Below are 14,459 nucleotides of genomic sequence, written 5' to 3' on the forward strand. Positions count from 1 at the left end.
GGGGAACCGGTGAAAAACGGGATGAGTGGGGTGAACGCGGACGTGGACCAGCGACCCGCCGTATCGGTCGTCGTGATCGTCTACAACGACGCGGCCAGGCTGCCCGCGGCCGTCCGCTCAGTGCTGGAGCAGACGCTGCGCGGCGTCGAGGCCGTGATCGTCGACGACCACAGCACGGACGGCTCCTACGAGGTGGCCGCCCGCCTCGCCGCCCAGCACCCGGGCCGCGTACGGGCGTACCGGCTGCCCGAGAACAGCGGCGGCTGCGGGGCACCCCGCAACGCCGGCATCCGGGAGGCCCGCGGCGAGTACGTCGTCTTCCTCGACAGCGACGACGTCCTGGAGCGCGACGCCTGCCGGAACCTGCTGGAGGCCGCCGAGACCACCGGCGCCGACCTCGTCTCCGGCCTCTGCGTCCGCGTCCACGTGGACACGCGCGCCCGCAAGGAGGTCAAGTGGTACCCGTGGCTGTACGCCCGCACCCGTACCCTCGACTCGATCGCCGAGCTGCCCGACCTGCTGGTCTACGACACCCTGTCGACCAACAAGTGCTACCGCCGGGACTTCCTGGTCGAGGGCGGCCTGCTGTTCCCCGTCGGCATCCACTACGAGGACCTCTTCTTCTCCGCCCAGGCGTACGCGGCCGCCCGCCGGATCACCCTGATCCCCAACCGGGTCTACGACTGGAACGTCGTCCAGAACCCGGGGCCGGCCGCGGCCTCGATCAGCAACCGGCGGGCCGAGATCGCCAACTTCGCCCACCGCATGGAGATCCACCGCCGGGTGGACCGGCTCCTCGCCGAACGGGGCCTTGTGGAACTGAAGTTCCACAAGGACGTCAAGTTCCTCAAGCACGACCTGGTGCTCCACCTGCGGGACCTGCCCTTCCGTGACACGGCCTACCGCGAGGAGTTCGCCCGGCTGGCGCGTGCCTATCTGACGTCGGTCGACCCGGCCGCGTACGACGAGGCCGACCCCGTGCACGCCGTCTGCGCCTTCCTCCTGCGCGAGGGCGACTGGGACAACCTGCTGCCGGCCGTGGACACGCTCACCAACCGTGACAAGGTGTCCGCGCCGCTCGCCGAGCGCGACGGGCGGGTCTACTGGTGCGCCGAGCACCTGGACGCCCCGGGAGAGGAGGGGGCGTTCGCGCGCCGCGTCCTGGACGTCACCGCACTCGGTTACCACTCCCGCCCGGTCGGCAGGCTGTTCCTGCGCAACGAGCTGACGCGGTACGAGCGGGACGCGGGAGGCGGGGGCGGTGTCCGGCTCGCCGGACGCGTCACCAACCCCCTCGGGATCGTCCCGCCCGGCGCCCGGCTCACCGCCGAGCTGGAGTTCTACGCCCGCCGCCCCGGTCTGCGCCTCCAGACCTTCCGGGTGCCGGTGCCGACCGTCCGGCACGAGGGGCCGTACCTCACCTGGGAGGCCGCCGCCGACATCACGAGGACGCTGCGCCCGCTCGGCATCGTGGACGCCGTCTGGGACGTACGCCTGCACCTGGACGTCGACGGCGAGCGCACCACCAGCCGGCTCACCGCAGCCGAACCGGGCCTGGTCACCGGCGGGTTGCCGGTCCGCCCGCGCCTGACCCGGCTGGTCGCCGACCGGATCGAGCCGCAGGTCTCCGCCCGCGGCCACCTCGCCTTCCGGCTGGTCCCCGACAAGAAGGCCCACGCCCTCGTCACCCGGGGGCTGCGCGGCACACCCGGCCGGCTCGCCAAGTCCGGCTACCGCGGGGCGAGGGCGCTGCGCGCGAGAGCCACCTCGGGGGAAACCAAGATCCGCCTCTACGAGGAGGTGTTCCGGCGCCTGCCGACGCGCCGGCGCCTGGTGGTCTTCGAGAGCCACCTCGGCCGGCAGTACAGCGACAGCCCCCGGGCGATCTACGAGGAGATGCGCCGTCAGGGCCTCGACTTCGAGGCGGTGTGGTCCCACACCGGCCGCCCCGAGGGCTTCCCGGCCGACGCCACCCTCGTCCGCCGCTGGTCCCTGCCGTATCTGCGGGCGCTGGCCCGCGCCGAGTTCTGGATCGACAACCAGAGCTTCCCGCTGAAGCTGACCAAGCGCCCCGGCACGACCTACCTCCAGACCTGGCACGGCTCCGCGCTCAAGCGCATGGGCTTCGACGAACCCGGATGGAAGCTCAAGACCCGGGCCGAGCAGGCCGAACAGCAGCGCACCCTCGACCGCTTCGACCACTTCCTCATCCGCTCCGAGCACGACGTGCGCACCCTGGCGAGGGCCTTCCGGCTCCGGGAGAAGGTGCTGCTGCGGGTGGGCTACCCCCGCAACGACGCGCTCGTGCGCGCCCGGGGAACCCGTCCCGCCTCCGAACGCCCGCCACTGGCGGCCGAGCTGGGCATCCCGGCGGAGCGGAAGATCCTGCTCTACGCCCCCACCTTCCGCCACCGGGGACAGCGCCGCCTCGCCCTCCCCTTCGACGTGGAACGCTTCGCCGACACGTTCGGCGACGAGTACGTCCTCCTCGTGCGCGCCCACTACCTCGACCACGTCGTGCTCCCCCCGTCGGTCCGGGGCCGGGTCGTCGACGTCTCGGCCCACCACGACGTGACCCCGCTGCTCGCCCTCGCGGACGCGCTGATCACGGACTACTCGTCGGTGATGTTCGACTACGCCCTCCTCGACCGGCCGATGCTGTTCTTCGCGTACGACTACGAGGAGTACGTGCACGAGGGCCGGGGCACCTACTTCGACCTGCTGGAACGGGCGCCCGGTCCGGTCGTGCGGACGGAGGAGGAACTGCACGCCGTCCTGCGGACGATGACGCTGGAGGACCAGACGCTCAAGTACGCCGCCGCGCGCGAGCGGTTCACGGCCGACTTCGGCGAGTACGACAAGGGGACGGCGGCCCAGAGCGTCGTCGACCAGTTCTTCTCCGGGTGGAGGCGCGCGTGACCGGGCCGGACGGGACAGGGCGGGCCGGGGCGCGGGACGTCTTCCTGGTGTCCAACAGCGTGGACGAGACGGGCGGGGTGACCAGCTGGTCCCACCACCTGGCCCGTCTCCTCACCGGGCGCGGACACCGGGTGCACGTCATCGGGATCGCCACCCCCGAGGACCCGCACGACCTGGGCGAACTCCCCTACCCCACCACCAGGCTGTACGAGGGGCAGCCGCCGCCACCCGGCCGTGCGCGGGAAGCGAGCGGACGGGACAGGGCGGCCGTGCTCACCGGTCTCTTCCGGGCCGCGCGGCCCGGCGGGGTGGTCATCGTGACCCAGGTGTGGGCGATGGAGTGGGTGAGGCTCGCCGACACCACCGGTCTCACGGTCATCGGGATGAGCCACGAGTCCTTCGAGGCCTCGCGGCGCTCCTCGCGCTTCCGGCGGGTGCTGAGGTACTACCGGGACGTCGACCGGATGCTCGTCCTCACCCGCGAGGACGCCGACCTGTGGATCGGTGAGGGCCTCAACAACGTCTCCTACCTGCCCAACGCGGTGCCCTGGCTGCCGCGGACGCCCTCGCCGCGCACCGCGAAGGCCGTGGTCAGCATCGGCCGGCTCAGCGACGAGAAGGGTGTCGACATGCTCCTCGACACCTGGGCCGAGGTGGCACCCCGTCATCCCGACTGGACCCTGCTCGTCCACGGCTCCGGCGAGGACGAGGAACTGCTGCGCAAGCAGTGCACGGCCCTCGGCCTCGACGGCTCGGTGTCCTGGCGGGGCCGTACGGACGACGTGCCCGGGGCCCTGCGCGCCGGATCGGTCTTCGCGCTGTCCTCCCGGGCCGAGGGCTTCCCCCTCGCGCTGATGGAGGCCATGGCGATGGGCGTGCCCTGCGTCGCCTTCGACTGCGCCCCCGGCGTCCGCGAGATCGTCCGCGACGGCGAGGACGGCCTCCTCGCCGCGCCCGGCAACACCGGTGAACTGGCCCGCAGGCTGGACCTGTTGATGACAGACAAGAGCCTGCGGGACCGGATGGGCGACGCGGCGGGACGGAACATCCGACGGTACGGGACGGAGGAGATCCTGGACCGGTGGGAGGCGCTGTTCGCCTTCCTGGAGAGGTGAGGGCGGCGCCCGCCGTGCCTACTTCTTGCCGCCGGTGAACCTCTCGTACTCCTTCAGCACCTCGTCCGTCGGCCCGTCCAGGCGGAGTTCACCGCGCTCCAGCCACAGCACCCGGTCGCACGTGTCCCGGATCGACTTGTTGTTGTGGCTGACGAGGAAGACCGTGCCCGCGTGCTTGCGCAGCTCCCGGATCCGGGCCTCGGAGCGCTTCTGGAAGGAGCGGTCGCCGGTGGCCAGGGCCTCGTCGATGAGGAGCACGTCGTGGTCCTTGGCGGCGGCGATGGAGAACCGCAGCCGGGCCGCCATGCCGGAGGAGTACGTGCGCATGGGGAGGGTGATGAAGTCCCCCTTCTCGTTGATGCCGGAGAAGTCGACGATCTCCTCGTACCGCTCCTTCACCTGCTCACGGGACATGCCCATGGCGAGCCCGCCCAGGTGGACGTTGCGTTCGCCCGTCAGGTCGTTCATCAGGGCCGCGTTGACGCCGAGCAGGGAGGGCTGGCCGTCGGTGTAGATGCGGCCGTTCTCCACGGGGAGCAGTCCGGCGACCGCCTTGAGGAGGGTCGACTTGCCGGAGCCGTTGGTGCCGATGAGCCCGATGGCCTCGCCCCGGTACGCGGTGAACGACACGTTCCGCACGGCGTGCACGGTGCGTACGCCGGCCGCCTTCTCGGACTTCTTCCGCCGCAGGATGCGGTTGAGCGCGGCGGTGGCGGTGCCGCGCCCGGCACCGGTGCCGTTGACCCGGTAGACGATGTCGACGCCGTCGACGACGACGGTGGGGACGAGTTCGGGGGCGGTGACCGGAACGGTCTCGTGCCGCGCGTCCGCAACGGTGAGGGGGGAAGTGATCGTGTCAGCCACGGCCGTACGTCTCCTCAGCCTTCCAGAAGTAGATGAACCCGCCGACGCCCGCGAGGAGCGCCCAGCCCGCGGCGATCGCCCAGACGTGCGGCGGGAGCTGGCTCGCGTGGAAGCTGTCGATCAGCGCGAACCGCATGAGGTCGATGTAGACGGCGGCCGGGTTGCACTCCAGCAGCAGGTGCACGAGGGCCGGGACGTCCCGGTTGTCGAGGATGCGGTCGATGCTGAACATCACGCCCGAGGTGTACATCCAGGTGCGCAGGACGAACGGCATCAGCTGCGAGATGTCGGGGGTCTCGGCGCCGATCCGTGCCATCACCATCGCGATGCCGGCGTTGAACACGAACTGCAGGGCCAGCGCGGGCACGACCAGCAGCCACGACAGGGCCACCGGTACCCCGAAGGCCAGCAGGATCACGACCAGCGCGGCCATGGAGAACAGCAGCTGCTGGAGCTGCTGCAGGCAGTACGACAGGGGCAGCGAGGCCCGGGGGAAGTGCAGCGCCCGGACGAGGCCCAGGCTGCCGGAGATGGCGCGGGTGCCCGCCATGATCGAGCTCTGGGTGAAGGTCCACACGAACACGCCGGTCACGAGGAACGGGACGTAGTCCGGCACGCCCTTCTTGGTGCCCATCAGCAGGCCGAAGATCAGGTAGTAGACCGCCGCGTTGAGCAGGGGGTTCGCGACCTGCCAGATCTGGCCGAGCTTCGCCTGGCTGTACTGGGCCGTCAGCTTGGCCGTGGCGAAGGCGGTGATGAAGTGCCGTCTGGCCCACAGCTGCCGTACGTACGTGCCGAGGGTGGGGCGGGCCCCGCTGACGCTGAGGCCGTACCGCTCGGCGAGCTGGGCCGGGGTCTCGGCGGGGGCGCCCCGGCCGGCCGCCGCCGGGGAGTCGGCCGCCGCGGGAGGGGGCGGTGTGTGGAGGACCTGGCTCACATCCGCTGCTTTCGCTAGTGGGGGCGTCCGTGTGCTCGGCTGCCGGGCGCCCGGGCTTCTTACGCCGTCCTTGCCCGGCTCTTACGTCGGGACGGGACCGTATCGTCGCAACGCGAGAGTAAGCCGATTCGACGTCGGAACGCAACCGTTTCGTCGTCGCGCCCTATGCTGGGGCCATGACGACGAACGCCGGCCCCTCCGCAGCGCAGCCGCCGCCACGGCCGCGCCGCCGGGCCCCCGCCGGGGCGGCCGTGCTCCGGGAGGACGTGACCGAGGCGATCCGGGCCGCGGTCTTCGAGGAACTGGCGGCCGTCGGCTATGCCCGGATGTCCATCGAGGGGATCGCGCGCCGGGCGGGCGTCGGCAAGACGGCGGTGTACCGGCGCTGGCGCTCCAAGCTGCACCTGGTGCTCGACCTCGTCTCGGCGGTCGCCGTCCAGGGCCTGCCGATGCCCGACACGGGCTCGCTGGAGGGCGACCTCCGGCTGCTCTACGAGGTCACGTCCCGCGCCCTGCGGCACCCGGTCGCCGGCCAGATCATCCCCGACCTCCAGGCCGAGGCCGCCCGCAACCCGGAGATCGCCGAGGCGATGCGCAAGGCGCTGCGGGAGGGCCAGCAGGGCGTGGCCACGGGGATCGTCGCGGCGGCGGTCGCGCGCGGCGAGGTCGCGGCGGACGCCGACGAGGACCTCGCCCTGGACGTGATGTTCGGGCCGCTGTACTGGCGGTCGGTGGTCGTGCGGTCGCTGAAGCTGCCGAAGGGGTACCTGGAGAGCCTGACGCGGGCCACGGCCGCGGCACTGCGGGCCCTGTAGGGAGAGCGGGGAGCCCGCCGGGATGAACGTTTTCCGCGCGGGAGGCGTCTTGGTCACAGTCGCTCAGGAATGGGGTCACCGTGACTCTCGTACGCTTACGCTCCCGTGCTCGTTCCGTGCTCCTCGCCGCCGTACTGGTCGCGGGCACCACGGGGGTGACGGCCGGCTGCGAGGGCGGGACGGCCTCCCCCGAGGCGACCGGGAGGGAGTCCCCGGGGGGCACCACGGCGGCGAACAAGGTCATGTGGCGGGAGCCCGCCTCGTACGTCTACACGCTCACCGCCACCTCGCAGGTCCTGACGGGGCGTTTCCGCGTGACGGTGCGGGACGGCGAGGTGGCCGACGCCGTCGGTCTCGACGGCGACGGCAGGAAGGCGCTGGCGGACGGGCCCGGCCGGGTCCCCAGCATCGGCGACCTGATCGACAGGCTGGAGAGCGCCTGGCGGGAGGGGGCCGACACGGCGGAGGCGGAGTACGCCCCCGACGGCCACCCCTCGCGGATCACCCTGGACCCGGCCGAGAACGCGATCGACGACGAGGCCGAGTACGTCATCGGCGCCTTCGAGGCGGGCGGCTGAGGGCCCGCGACGCGGGCCCTCGTGCAGCTGTGCGGGTGCTGGTCAGAAGAGGTCGGTCAGGTCCGGGCCCCGGCCGTCGATGACGTCCGGGGGCTTGATGCCGTGCCCCTCGGCGGAGCCGAAGTAGGTCGGCTCGCCGGGCTCGGCGGGGGTGCCCAGGGCGGCGTCGAGCGACCGCAGGGCCGCCGCGAGCCGGGGGGCGTTCTGCCGCTCCACCTCGGGATGCGGCTCGCCCCGGAAGTCGAACGGGCCCCAGACGTCGTGGTGGAGGGCCAGCTCCACCCAGATGCCGGGTGCGTCCGGGGCCACCGTCAGCTCGACCAGCCGGTGTTCCCCGCGCTTCTCGCCCGTCGCGTCGATCCAGGTCCCGGACCCCACCACGAGCACGCTCCCGACCGACGCCTCGGGGAAGCCGACGGGGCGGCTGCGTGCGATGCGCCGGGGCACGTCCTTGTCGTCCATGGGGCCCTGGAGCGCCATCCGGGTGACGAGCCCGGTGCCGCCGCTGCCGTACACGGTCCAGTTCCATTCGAGGCTGTCGGGCACCAGCAGTTCGTGCTCGCGCAGGACGGCGCACATCCGGGCCGCGACGGACAGCGCCGAGTCCAGGCCCGAGGGCGCGGACTCGTCGAGCTCCCACGTCCACGACGCACATTCCTTCGGGGCGCGCATGAGAAGGGACACGGAATTCCTCACGGATAGGTCGGGCCGTTGGCCGGGATGGTGATCGAGCCGTCCTGGAAACGCAGTTCGAAGGTGGCGTTGATCCTTTTGGCGTGCCTCTCGACAGACTTCAGGATGTCATCGGTGACCGCGCCCTTCACGTCGTGGATGTCGAGGATGGCGACCTTCTGGCCCGCGATCTCCCCGGCGAGCTGCTTGGCGGCGATCTTCTTGGCGGCGGAGTTGATGCCGGAGACCGACTGCACGTCCTTCAGCTGGACGCCGTACTCGATCCTGTCACCCGCCCGGACCAGCACGTCCAGGTCCAGCCTGTCGCCCGGCGCCTTGAACTCGAAGGCCACGTCCTTGGCGCCCCGGGCGCTCAGGTCCGCCGCGTGCTCCATGGCCATGTGCACCGAGGGCGTCATGTCGCCCTGCTTGACCTGGAGCAGGAGGTCCTTGTAGCCGGGCATGTCCGCGAGGTTCCCACGGGTGATGTGCTCCGCGATGCCGGCTCCGTAGGGGCTCTTGTTCAGCTGGGTGAGCATGCGCTCCAGGTCCTGCGACTTGAGCTTGAGCTTGTCGCTCCTGAGCGCGTTCACGACCTCGGCGTGCTGGTCGGGGCGCATGGGGCCGGTGGGAGGCGTGAGCGTGGTGTCGCCCTCGCTGAAGTCCGGCCGGCCCGCGCCGTCGCCGCCGGGACCGTCCCCGCCGCCGGGACCGTCGCCCCCGCCGGGACCGTCGCCGTGCCCGCCTGCGCCGGGTCCGTCGCCGTGCCCGCCCGCGCCGGGGCCTTCCCCGTGGCCGCCGCCGGGCGTCTCGCCGTGTCCACCCGTGGGGTGCTCGCCGTGTCCGGCGCCCGTCGGGCCGTCTCCGCCCCGGGGGCCACCGCCACCACCGGTCGGCGTCTCGTGGCTCCCGGACGGCCCGCGGCCCAGGTCGTCGGCGCGACCGCCGGGCAGGTGGTCGGCGCGGCCTCCCGGCAGATCGCCCGCGCGGCCGCCCGGCAGGCCGGTGTCCCCGGCCCGTCCGGTCCCGCCCAGGTCGTCGCCGACGCGCCCGACCACGGAGCCGCCGTCGCCCGCCCTGGCCCCCGCGCCCACCAACTCGGGCTGCCGGGACCCCGCGTCAACGCCCCGCTCGGCCGCCGTCCCCTCGTGCCTGATGCCGTCCAGGGACTCCCGGACCGTGCCGTCGGCGTTGTGCACGACCAGCGTGTCGGTGTCGAGGTAGACGACCTCGCCCGTGGGCGTCTCCATGCGGACGGAGTTCTCGGGAGTGAGCCCCGACGGCAGTTCGTCGGCGATGTTCGCCGGATCGGCGATCCGGTACGTGCCCTCGCCGAGCTTGATGTGCGTGCCGTCGGTGATGCCGCGCAGGCTCGCCATGACGTCGCTGATCTTCACCGCCGTCGCGCCGACGCCCTTGGTGATGTACGTCATCGGGTCGACGATCCGGCCCGCCTTGCCCGCGAAGGAGATCGCCTTGGCGATGGCGCCCGCCTTGCCGGCGCCGGAGACCGCTCCGCCCGCTCCGCCCGTGAAGATCGTGGTCACGACGTTGAAGGTCACCGCCCCGGCCGCCCGGGCCGGGTTCTTGCCCCACTCGTCGTACGCGATGAGCGCCTTGCCGGTCTCCACGACGGCCGTACGGGAGTCGCGGATCCAGGAGGGCAGCTTGTCGTCGGGCGTGAGCCAGAACGCGGCGGCCGTCACCGGGTTGGACATGATGACGATGCCGGTCGCCAGCTTGCCGAGGCCGACCCACGCCTGCCCCGCCGCGTCCCAGCCGTTGAAGCCGACCAGCGTGCCGAGGCCCTTGATCGTGCCCCACACCCCGTCGACCACGAAGCCGACCGCGAAGTCCCAGACGTGCTCGTGGATGTAGTACCAGGGGTTGGACTCCTCGACCGGGTCGCCCCACGGGAGCCCGCCGGCGTGGTCCAGGTCCTCGCCCCGGTAGCCGTACATGTTCTCTTTGTTCGAGCCGTCGTTGACGACGAGCGCCTCGCCGCCGACCAGCGCGACGATCTTGTTGTAGCAGTCGCGCTCGGCGGCCTGGAACGCGGCGTACGTGGCGTTGATGTCCGAGCGGCGGTTGTTGTTCTCCTCGACGAGGTCACCGTCGGCGCGCCACTCGTCGTCGTCCGCGATCTTCGCGCGGAAGGCGACGGCCTCCTGGCGGAGCCGGTCGAACTTCTGCTTGAGCGGACCGACGGCGGCGGCGTACGTGTCCAGCGCCGAGGCCACGGTCTCCAGCTCGGTGGCGAACTCGTCGCCCTTGGCCGCCACCGGCGCGGTCGTCGCGAACAGCGCTTCCGCCTCGGGGGCCTTGTAGTACGCGGAGAGGCCGCCGAAGCGGGTGTGGACCGCCGCGCCCGAGTCCTTCAGGGAGGTGCCGGCCGAGCGGACGCCCGCGATGTTCTGGTCGAGCAGCTCCAGGTTGCCGGTGAACTCGGGGACCTCCTCCGGGATGACGGGGATGTCGTCGCTCACTTCGGCCCCTGCCCTCCGTCGCCGCCGACACCCGGCGGCGGCGGGACCACCGTCGCCTTGAGGGCGTTGGCCTGCTGCTCGGCGGCCATGTCCAGGTCACCCGTGACATAGGCGTTGGTCGCCTTGGCCGCGCCCTGCACGGAGTCGATGGTCCGCTGCGCCATGTACGCCAGCTTCTGCTGCCGCTCCTGCAGGTACTTGCTCAGCGCCGCCGCGACCGGCCCGACCGGCACCCGGGGGGTGCCCGCCGCCACCGGCCCGACCATGGGGCCGCTGAACTGCCCGCCCGGCACGGCCGTTCCGGCCGACTCGGCCGCGCTCGCCATGTTCGACACCAGCGAGTTGGCGGCCTTCTCCAGGCCGCCCGCCGCCTCACCGGTCGACCTCAGCGTGGTCTGCACGTTGATCGGATCGATGTCCCATGCCGGCATCGCCGCTACCCCCGTAACGCCCCTGTCGGATACGTCTGTTCGTCGCTCGCCCGTGCTCGCCCGTCGCCGCTCGTCGTGCTCCCGCACGCTTCGCGCGCTCGTGCGCCGGTCGCCTGTTCGCTTCCCTCAGTACACACGCGCAAACGACACCGGACAGTTCCCACGGTACGACGATCCCGTCACGGTTCTCCCCGGATTTCTCACCGTGTGGGGTGGTTCACCTGCCAGCCCGCCCACGCCGACGCGATCATGTCGTCGACGCCGTACCGCGCCTTCCAGCCCAGCTCGGCGGCGATCCGGCCGGCGGAGGCGACCACCCGCGCGGGATCGCCCGGCCGCCGCCCGACGGCCACGGGGGGCACGGCGTGGCCGGTGAGCGCGGTGATCCGGTCGATCATCTCCCGCACCGAGACGCCGTCCCCGCGCCCGATGTTGAGGGTCAGGTCGGTGCCCGGGGCCTCGCGCAGCCGCCGTGCGGCCGCCACATGGGCCTCGGCGAGGTCGACGACATGGATGTAGTCCCGGACGCAAGTGCCGTCCGGGGTCGGGTAGTCGGTGCCGAAGATCCGTGGCGGGGCGCCCTCGGAGAGCTTCTCGAAGACCATGGGGACGAGGTTGAGGACACCGGTGTCGGCCAGGCCGGGGCTCGCGGCCCCCGCCACGTTGAAGTAGCGCAGGGAGGCCGTCGACAGGCCCGTCGCCCGGCCGGTGGCCCGCACCAGCCACTCGCCGGCCAGCTTGGTCTCGCCGTAGGGGCTCATCGGCACGCAGGGGGTCTCCTCGGTGACGAGGTCCACGTCGGGCATGCCGTACACGGCGGCCGAGGAGGAGAACACGAAGGACCCGACCCCGGCGTCCGTCACGGCCGACAGCAGGGTGCGCAGGCCCTCGACGTTCTCCCGGTAGTAGTGCAGCGGCAGTTCGACGGACTCGCCGACCTGCTTCTTCGCCGCGAGATGGACGACGCCGGTGACGCGCCGGTCCCGGACGACGCGGGCCAGCCGTTCCGCGTCGAGGGTGGAGCCGATCTCCAACGGCACGCCGTCGGGCACCCGTTCGGCGACCCCCGTGGACAGATCGTCGTAGACGACGGTCTCCTCGCCCGCGTCGAGCATCGCGCGCACCACGTGCGCCCCGATGTAGCCGGCGCCACCGGTGATCAGCCAGGTCATGGACGACCGTCCCCTCGTAGGCCGTGGCGGCGGGTGACGCCACGGTGATGATGCAGGTGCAATCAGTCGGTTCTCAGTGAAGCAGGCGTTTCAGGCGGCGCAGCACCACGTCCGTCGCGCCCCGCCAACCGGGTGCGAGCCGCAGCGCGAGCGCCCCGGCGTGCGTCGCGTACGGCTGAGCGAGGAGCACGCCGTGGCGGGTGCTCGGCAGGACGCTCCGGCGCAGCAGCCCGGCGCCCGCGACCGCGTGCGCGGTGGTGTCCCGGTGGGTGCCGTCCGCGAAGTGCAGCCGCAGCCGGAGGTCCCAGGTCCCGCCGCCCAGCGCGGACAGGTCCAGCGGGATCTCCGCCGTCCAGCTGTCGGAGTCCGCCTCGGCCGCGAGGGGGGCCGACCCGGTGAAGCCCACCCGCCCGTCCCGGCGCGCGGTGAACTCCGCCCGCACGCTCAGCGGACCCGCCTGCGTCATCCGCCCGTACAGCTCGTGGAGCCGCAGCCGGAGCGTCGTCCCGCGCGCGCGTGGCCGCAGTTCCGCGTCGACGGCGGCCGGCAGCAGGTGGACGGGGCGGACGAGGAGATGGTCCAGCTCCACCTGGGGCAGCTCCGCGGACCAGACGGGCGTGCCGTCGGCCGCGCGCGCGTAGGGCGGGGTCAGCCGGGCGGGGCGGGCCGCGATCTCCTTGAGGCGGGCCAGGTCGCGGGGCTCCTCGGCGGCGAGGATCACCCGGGCGACGACCCGGCCGGGCGCGGGCGCCGCCGCGAAGTCGCCCTCGTCGAAGGAGGCCAGGTGGGCGCGGGTCTCGGCCCACCACTCGCGCCGGTACTCCGCGCCGCGCAGGTCCAGCTCGCGGGCGTACATCCGCAGCGAGCGGTCGAGGAAGCGCGTCCGTGCCGCCCGGGCCAGCCGCTTCTCTCCGGCGCCCAGCAGGATGTCGTACGACAGGCGGTCGGCCTGCGTCCGGGCGCGCCAGTTGGCCATGCCGGAGCGGTCCAGGGAGAGGGACAGCCGGGTGGCCGAGCGGCGCACGTGCCAGACGTACACCCGGTCGGGGACGAGCGCGATCCGCGGCGCCGCGGCCAGCACACGCGCGCCGAAGACGAAGTCCTCGTACGGGAAGCGGCCCTCGGGGAAGCGGATCGCGTGGTCGCGCAGGAAGGCGGTGCGGTAGAGCTTGTTGACGCAGAGGGTGTCGTGCGCCAGGCGTGCGCGCTGGGCGGGGTGCGGGACGAGCATGCGCCGGGCGTACAGCTCGGGCTGCCAGGGGGTCTCGCGGCCGGACGGCAGCTCCCTGCGCACGCACAGTCCCGACGCGACCGGCGCGTCGTGCTCCAGGGCGGCGCCCAGCAGCGCGTCCACGGCACCGGGCGGCAGCACGTCGTCGCTGTCCAGGAACATCACGTACGGGGCGGCCGCCGCGTCGAGTCCGTCGTTGCGCGGGGTGCCGCAGCCGCCGCTGTTGGTCCGGCGCCGCAGGGTCCGCAGCCGGGGTTCGGTCTCGGCCAGCCGCTCCAGCAGCTCCCCGCTGCCGTCCGCCGAGCAGTCGTCGACCGCGATCACCTCACGGACGGCCGGCCCCTGCGCCAGCGCCGAGCGGACGGCGTCCGCCACGTGGGCGGCGTCGTCGTACCCGATGACGACGATGGAGACCTGTGCCTGCCGGAGAGCCATGGTTGCCCCACACCTGTGAGAGATATGTGAGCAATCTTCCCTTAAGGGCGACTTTGCGGCCTGGTGAGGAAGGGGGGGTACGGGGGCTGGGGTGTGTGTGCGAGCGGGCGGGGCTCGGGCTCTCCGCCGGGTACCGGCCGGCTGTTCGTGGCCGTCGCGCCATCCGGCCGTTCGTGGCTGTCAGTGGCTGTACGTGGCTGTATGTGGCTGTACGTGGCTTGTTCGTGGCCGTTCGTCCGTCCGGCCGGTCGCGGCCGGGCCGCGGTCAGTTCTCCGGCTGCTGTCGCAGTGCCGCCTCGTCCAGTGCGGCCGTCAGGTGGTCCAGGCGGTCGCGCAGGTCGCGGATCTCGTCGACGTCGAAGCTGGTCGCCGAGACGATGCGGCGCGGTACGGCCAGGGCGCGCTCGCGCAGCGCGGTGCCCTCCTCGGTCGGCCGCACCACCACCGACCGCTCGTCGCGCGCGCTGCGTTCCCGGCGTACCAGCCCGGCCGTCTCCAGGCGCTTGAGCAGCGGGGAGAGGGTGCCGGAGTCGAGCCGCAGATGCTCGCCCAGCTTCTTCACGGGCAGTTCGCCCCGCTCCCACAGCACCAGCATCACCAGGTACTGGGGGTAGGTGATCCCCAGATCCTTGAGGATCACCCGGTAGACGCCGTTGAAGGCGCGGGAGGCGGCGTGCAGGGAGAAGCAGATCTGCCGGTCGAGACGGAGGAACTCCTCCTCGGGGACCTGCCCGGAGATCTCCGGGGAGACCCCCTCGGGCGTGGGAACGGCACTCGTGGTCATGGATCCAGCGTAACTCCTGC

At 72.4% G+C, this 14,459-nt stretch carries 12 protein-coding genes; 4 read left to right on the forward strand and 8 right to left on the reverse strand.

Features of this window, described 5'->3' with window-relative positions:
* Nucleotides 1-21 precede the first annotated feature (21 nt).
* Together SCAB_RS26460 and SCAB_RS26465 are read left to right on the forward strand one after the other, a co-directional pair.
* Entirely contained in the window at nucleotides 22-2,919 is a 2,898-nt protein-coding gene (locus tag SCAB_RS26460) for a bifunctional glycosyltransferase/CDP-glycerol:glycerophosphate glycerophosphotransferase (RefSeq protein WP_041669677.1), read from the forward strand.
* Nucleotides 2,916-4,034, forward strand: coding sequence for a glycosyltransferase (locus SCAB_RS26465; RefSeq protein ID WP_041669682.1), 1,119 nt, complete (start codon nucleotides 2,916-2,918; stop codon nucleotides 4,032-4,034). Before SCAB_RS26460 ends, SCAB_RS26465 begins: the two co-directional genes overlap by 4 nt.
* Nucleotides 4,035-4,052: 18 nt before the next feature.
* Here SCAB_RS26465 and SCAB_RS26470 read toward each other — a convergent pair whose 3' ends face one another.
* Both SCAB_RS26470 and SCAB_RS26475 read right to left on the reverse strand, forming a co-directional pair.
* A complete protein-coding gene (locus SCAB_RS26470; protein ID WP_013003151.1) occupies nucleotides 4,053-4,898 on the reverse strand; it encodes an ABC transporter ATP-binding protein in 846 nt (281 codons plus the stop codon).
* On the reverse strand, nucleotides 4,891-5,835 hold the full coding sequence (locus tag SCAB_RS26475) for an ABC transporter permease (RefSeq protein WP_013003152.1): 945 nt from the start codon (nucleotides 5,833-5,835) through the stop codon (nucleotides 4,891-4,893). The genes SCAB_RS26470 and SCAB_RS26475 overlap by 8 nt, the downstream gene beginning before the upstream one ends.
* Nucleotides 5,836-6,011: 176 nt before the next feature.
* On the opposite strand from SCAB_RS26475, the gene SCAB_RS26480 reads away from it, so the two are divergent.
* Both SCAB_RS26480 and SCAB_RS26485 read left to right on the forward strand, forming a co-directional pair.
* Nucleotides 6,012-6,650: a TetR/AcrR family transcriptional regulator gene (locus SCAB_RS26480; RefSeq protein ID WP_013003153.1), complete on the forward strand. Its 639-nt coding sequence runs from the start codon at nucleotides 6,012-6,014 to the stop codon at nucleotides 6,648-6,650.
* An 80-nt stretch (nucleotides 6,651-6,730) separates the two neighbouring features.
* Nucleotides 6,731-7,228, forward strand: a complete 498-nt coding sequence (locus SCAB_RS26485; protein ID WP_013003154.1) for a DUF6174 domain-containing protein — start codon at nucleotides 6,731-6,733, stop codon at nucleotides 7,226-7,228.
* Nucleotides 7,229-7,270: 42 nt separating this feature from the next.
* Here the strand turns inward: SCAB_RS26485 and SCAB_RS26490 are convergent, their stop codons facing one another.
* From SCAB_RS26490 to SCAB_RS26515, 6 genes are all read right to left on the reverse strand, one after another.
* A complete protein-coding gene (locus tag SCAB_RS26490) occupies nucleotides 7,271-7,900 on the reverse strand; it encodes a hypothetical protein (RefSeq protein ID WP_013003155.1) in 630 nt (209 codons plus the stop codon).
* Nucleotides 7,901-7,920: 20 nt separating this feature from the next.
* The gene (locus tag SCAB_RS26495) at nucleotides 7,921-10,386 is read right to left on the reverse strand and encodes a hypothetical protein (protein WP_013003156.1); all 2,466 of its coding nucleotides are present in this window, start codon (nucleotides 10,384-10,386) and stop codon (nucleotides 7,921-7,923) included.
* Complete coding sequence (locus SCAB_RS26500) at nucleotides 10,383-10,817, reverse strand: DUF6507 family protein (RefSeq protein ID WP_013003157.1); 435 nt, start codon at nucleotides 10,815-10,817, stop codon at nucleotides 10,383-10,385. The genes SCAB_RS26495 and SCAB_RS26500 overlap by 4 nt, the downstream gene beginning before the upstream one ends.
* A 200-nt stretch (nucleotides 10,818-11,017) precedes the next feature.
* The gene (gene galE / locus SCAB_RS26505; RefSeq protein WP_013003158.1) at nucleotides 11,018-11,989 is read right to left on the reverse strand and encodes a UDP-glucose 4-epimerase GalE; all 972 of its coding nucleotides are present in this window, start codon (nucleotides 11,987-11,989) and stop codon (nucleotides 11,018-11,020) included.
* A gap of 73 nt (nucleotides 11,990-12,062) precedes the next feature.
* Nucleotides 12,063-13,655 (reverse strand): glycosyltransferase family 2 protein, encoded by a 1,593-nt coding sequence (locus SCAB_RS26510; protein WP_013003159.1) that lies wholly within the window; start codon nucleotides 13,653-13,655, stop codon nucleotides 12,063-12,065.
* Between the two features lie 265 nt (nucleotides 13,656-13,920).
* Nucleotides 13,921-14,439 carry a MarR family winged helix-turn-helix transcriptional regulator gene (locus SCAB_RS26515; RefSeq protein WP_013003160.1) on the reverse strand — a complete coding sequence of 173 codons (519 nt, stop codon included), beginning with the start codon at nucleotides 14,437-14,439 and terminating at the stop codon, nucleotides 13,921-13,923.
* Nucleotides 14,440-14,459 lie beyond the last annotated feature (20 nt).

It is taken from the genome of Streptomyces scabiei 87.22, assembly GCF_000091305.1.
Taxonomy (GTDB): Bacteria; Actinomycetota; Actinomycetes; order Streptomycetales; family Streptomycetaceae; genus Streptomyces; species Streptomyces scabiei.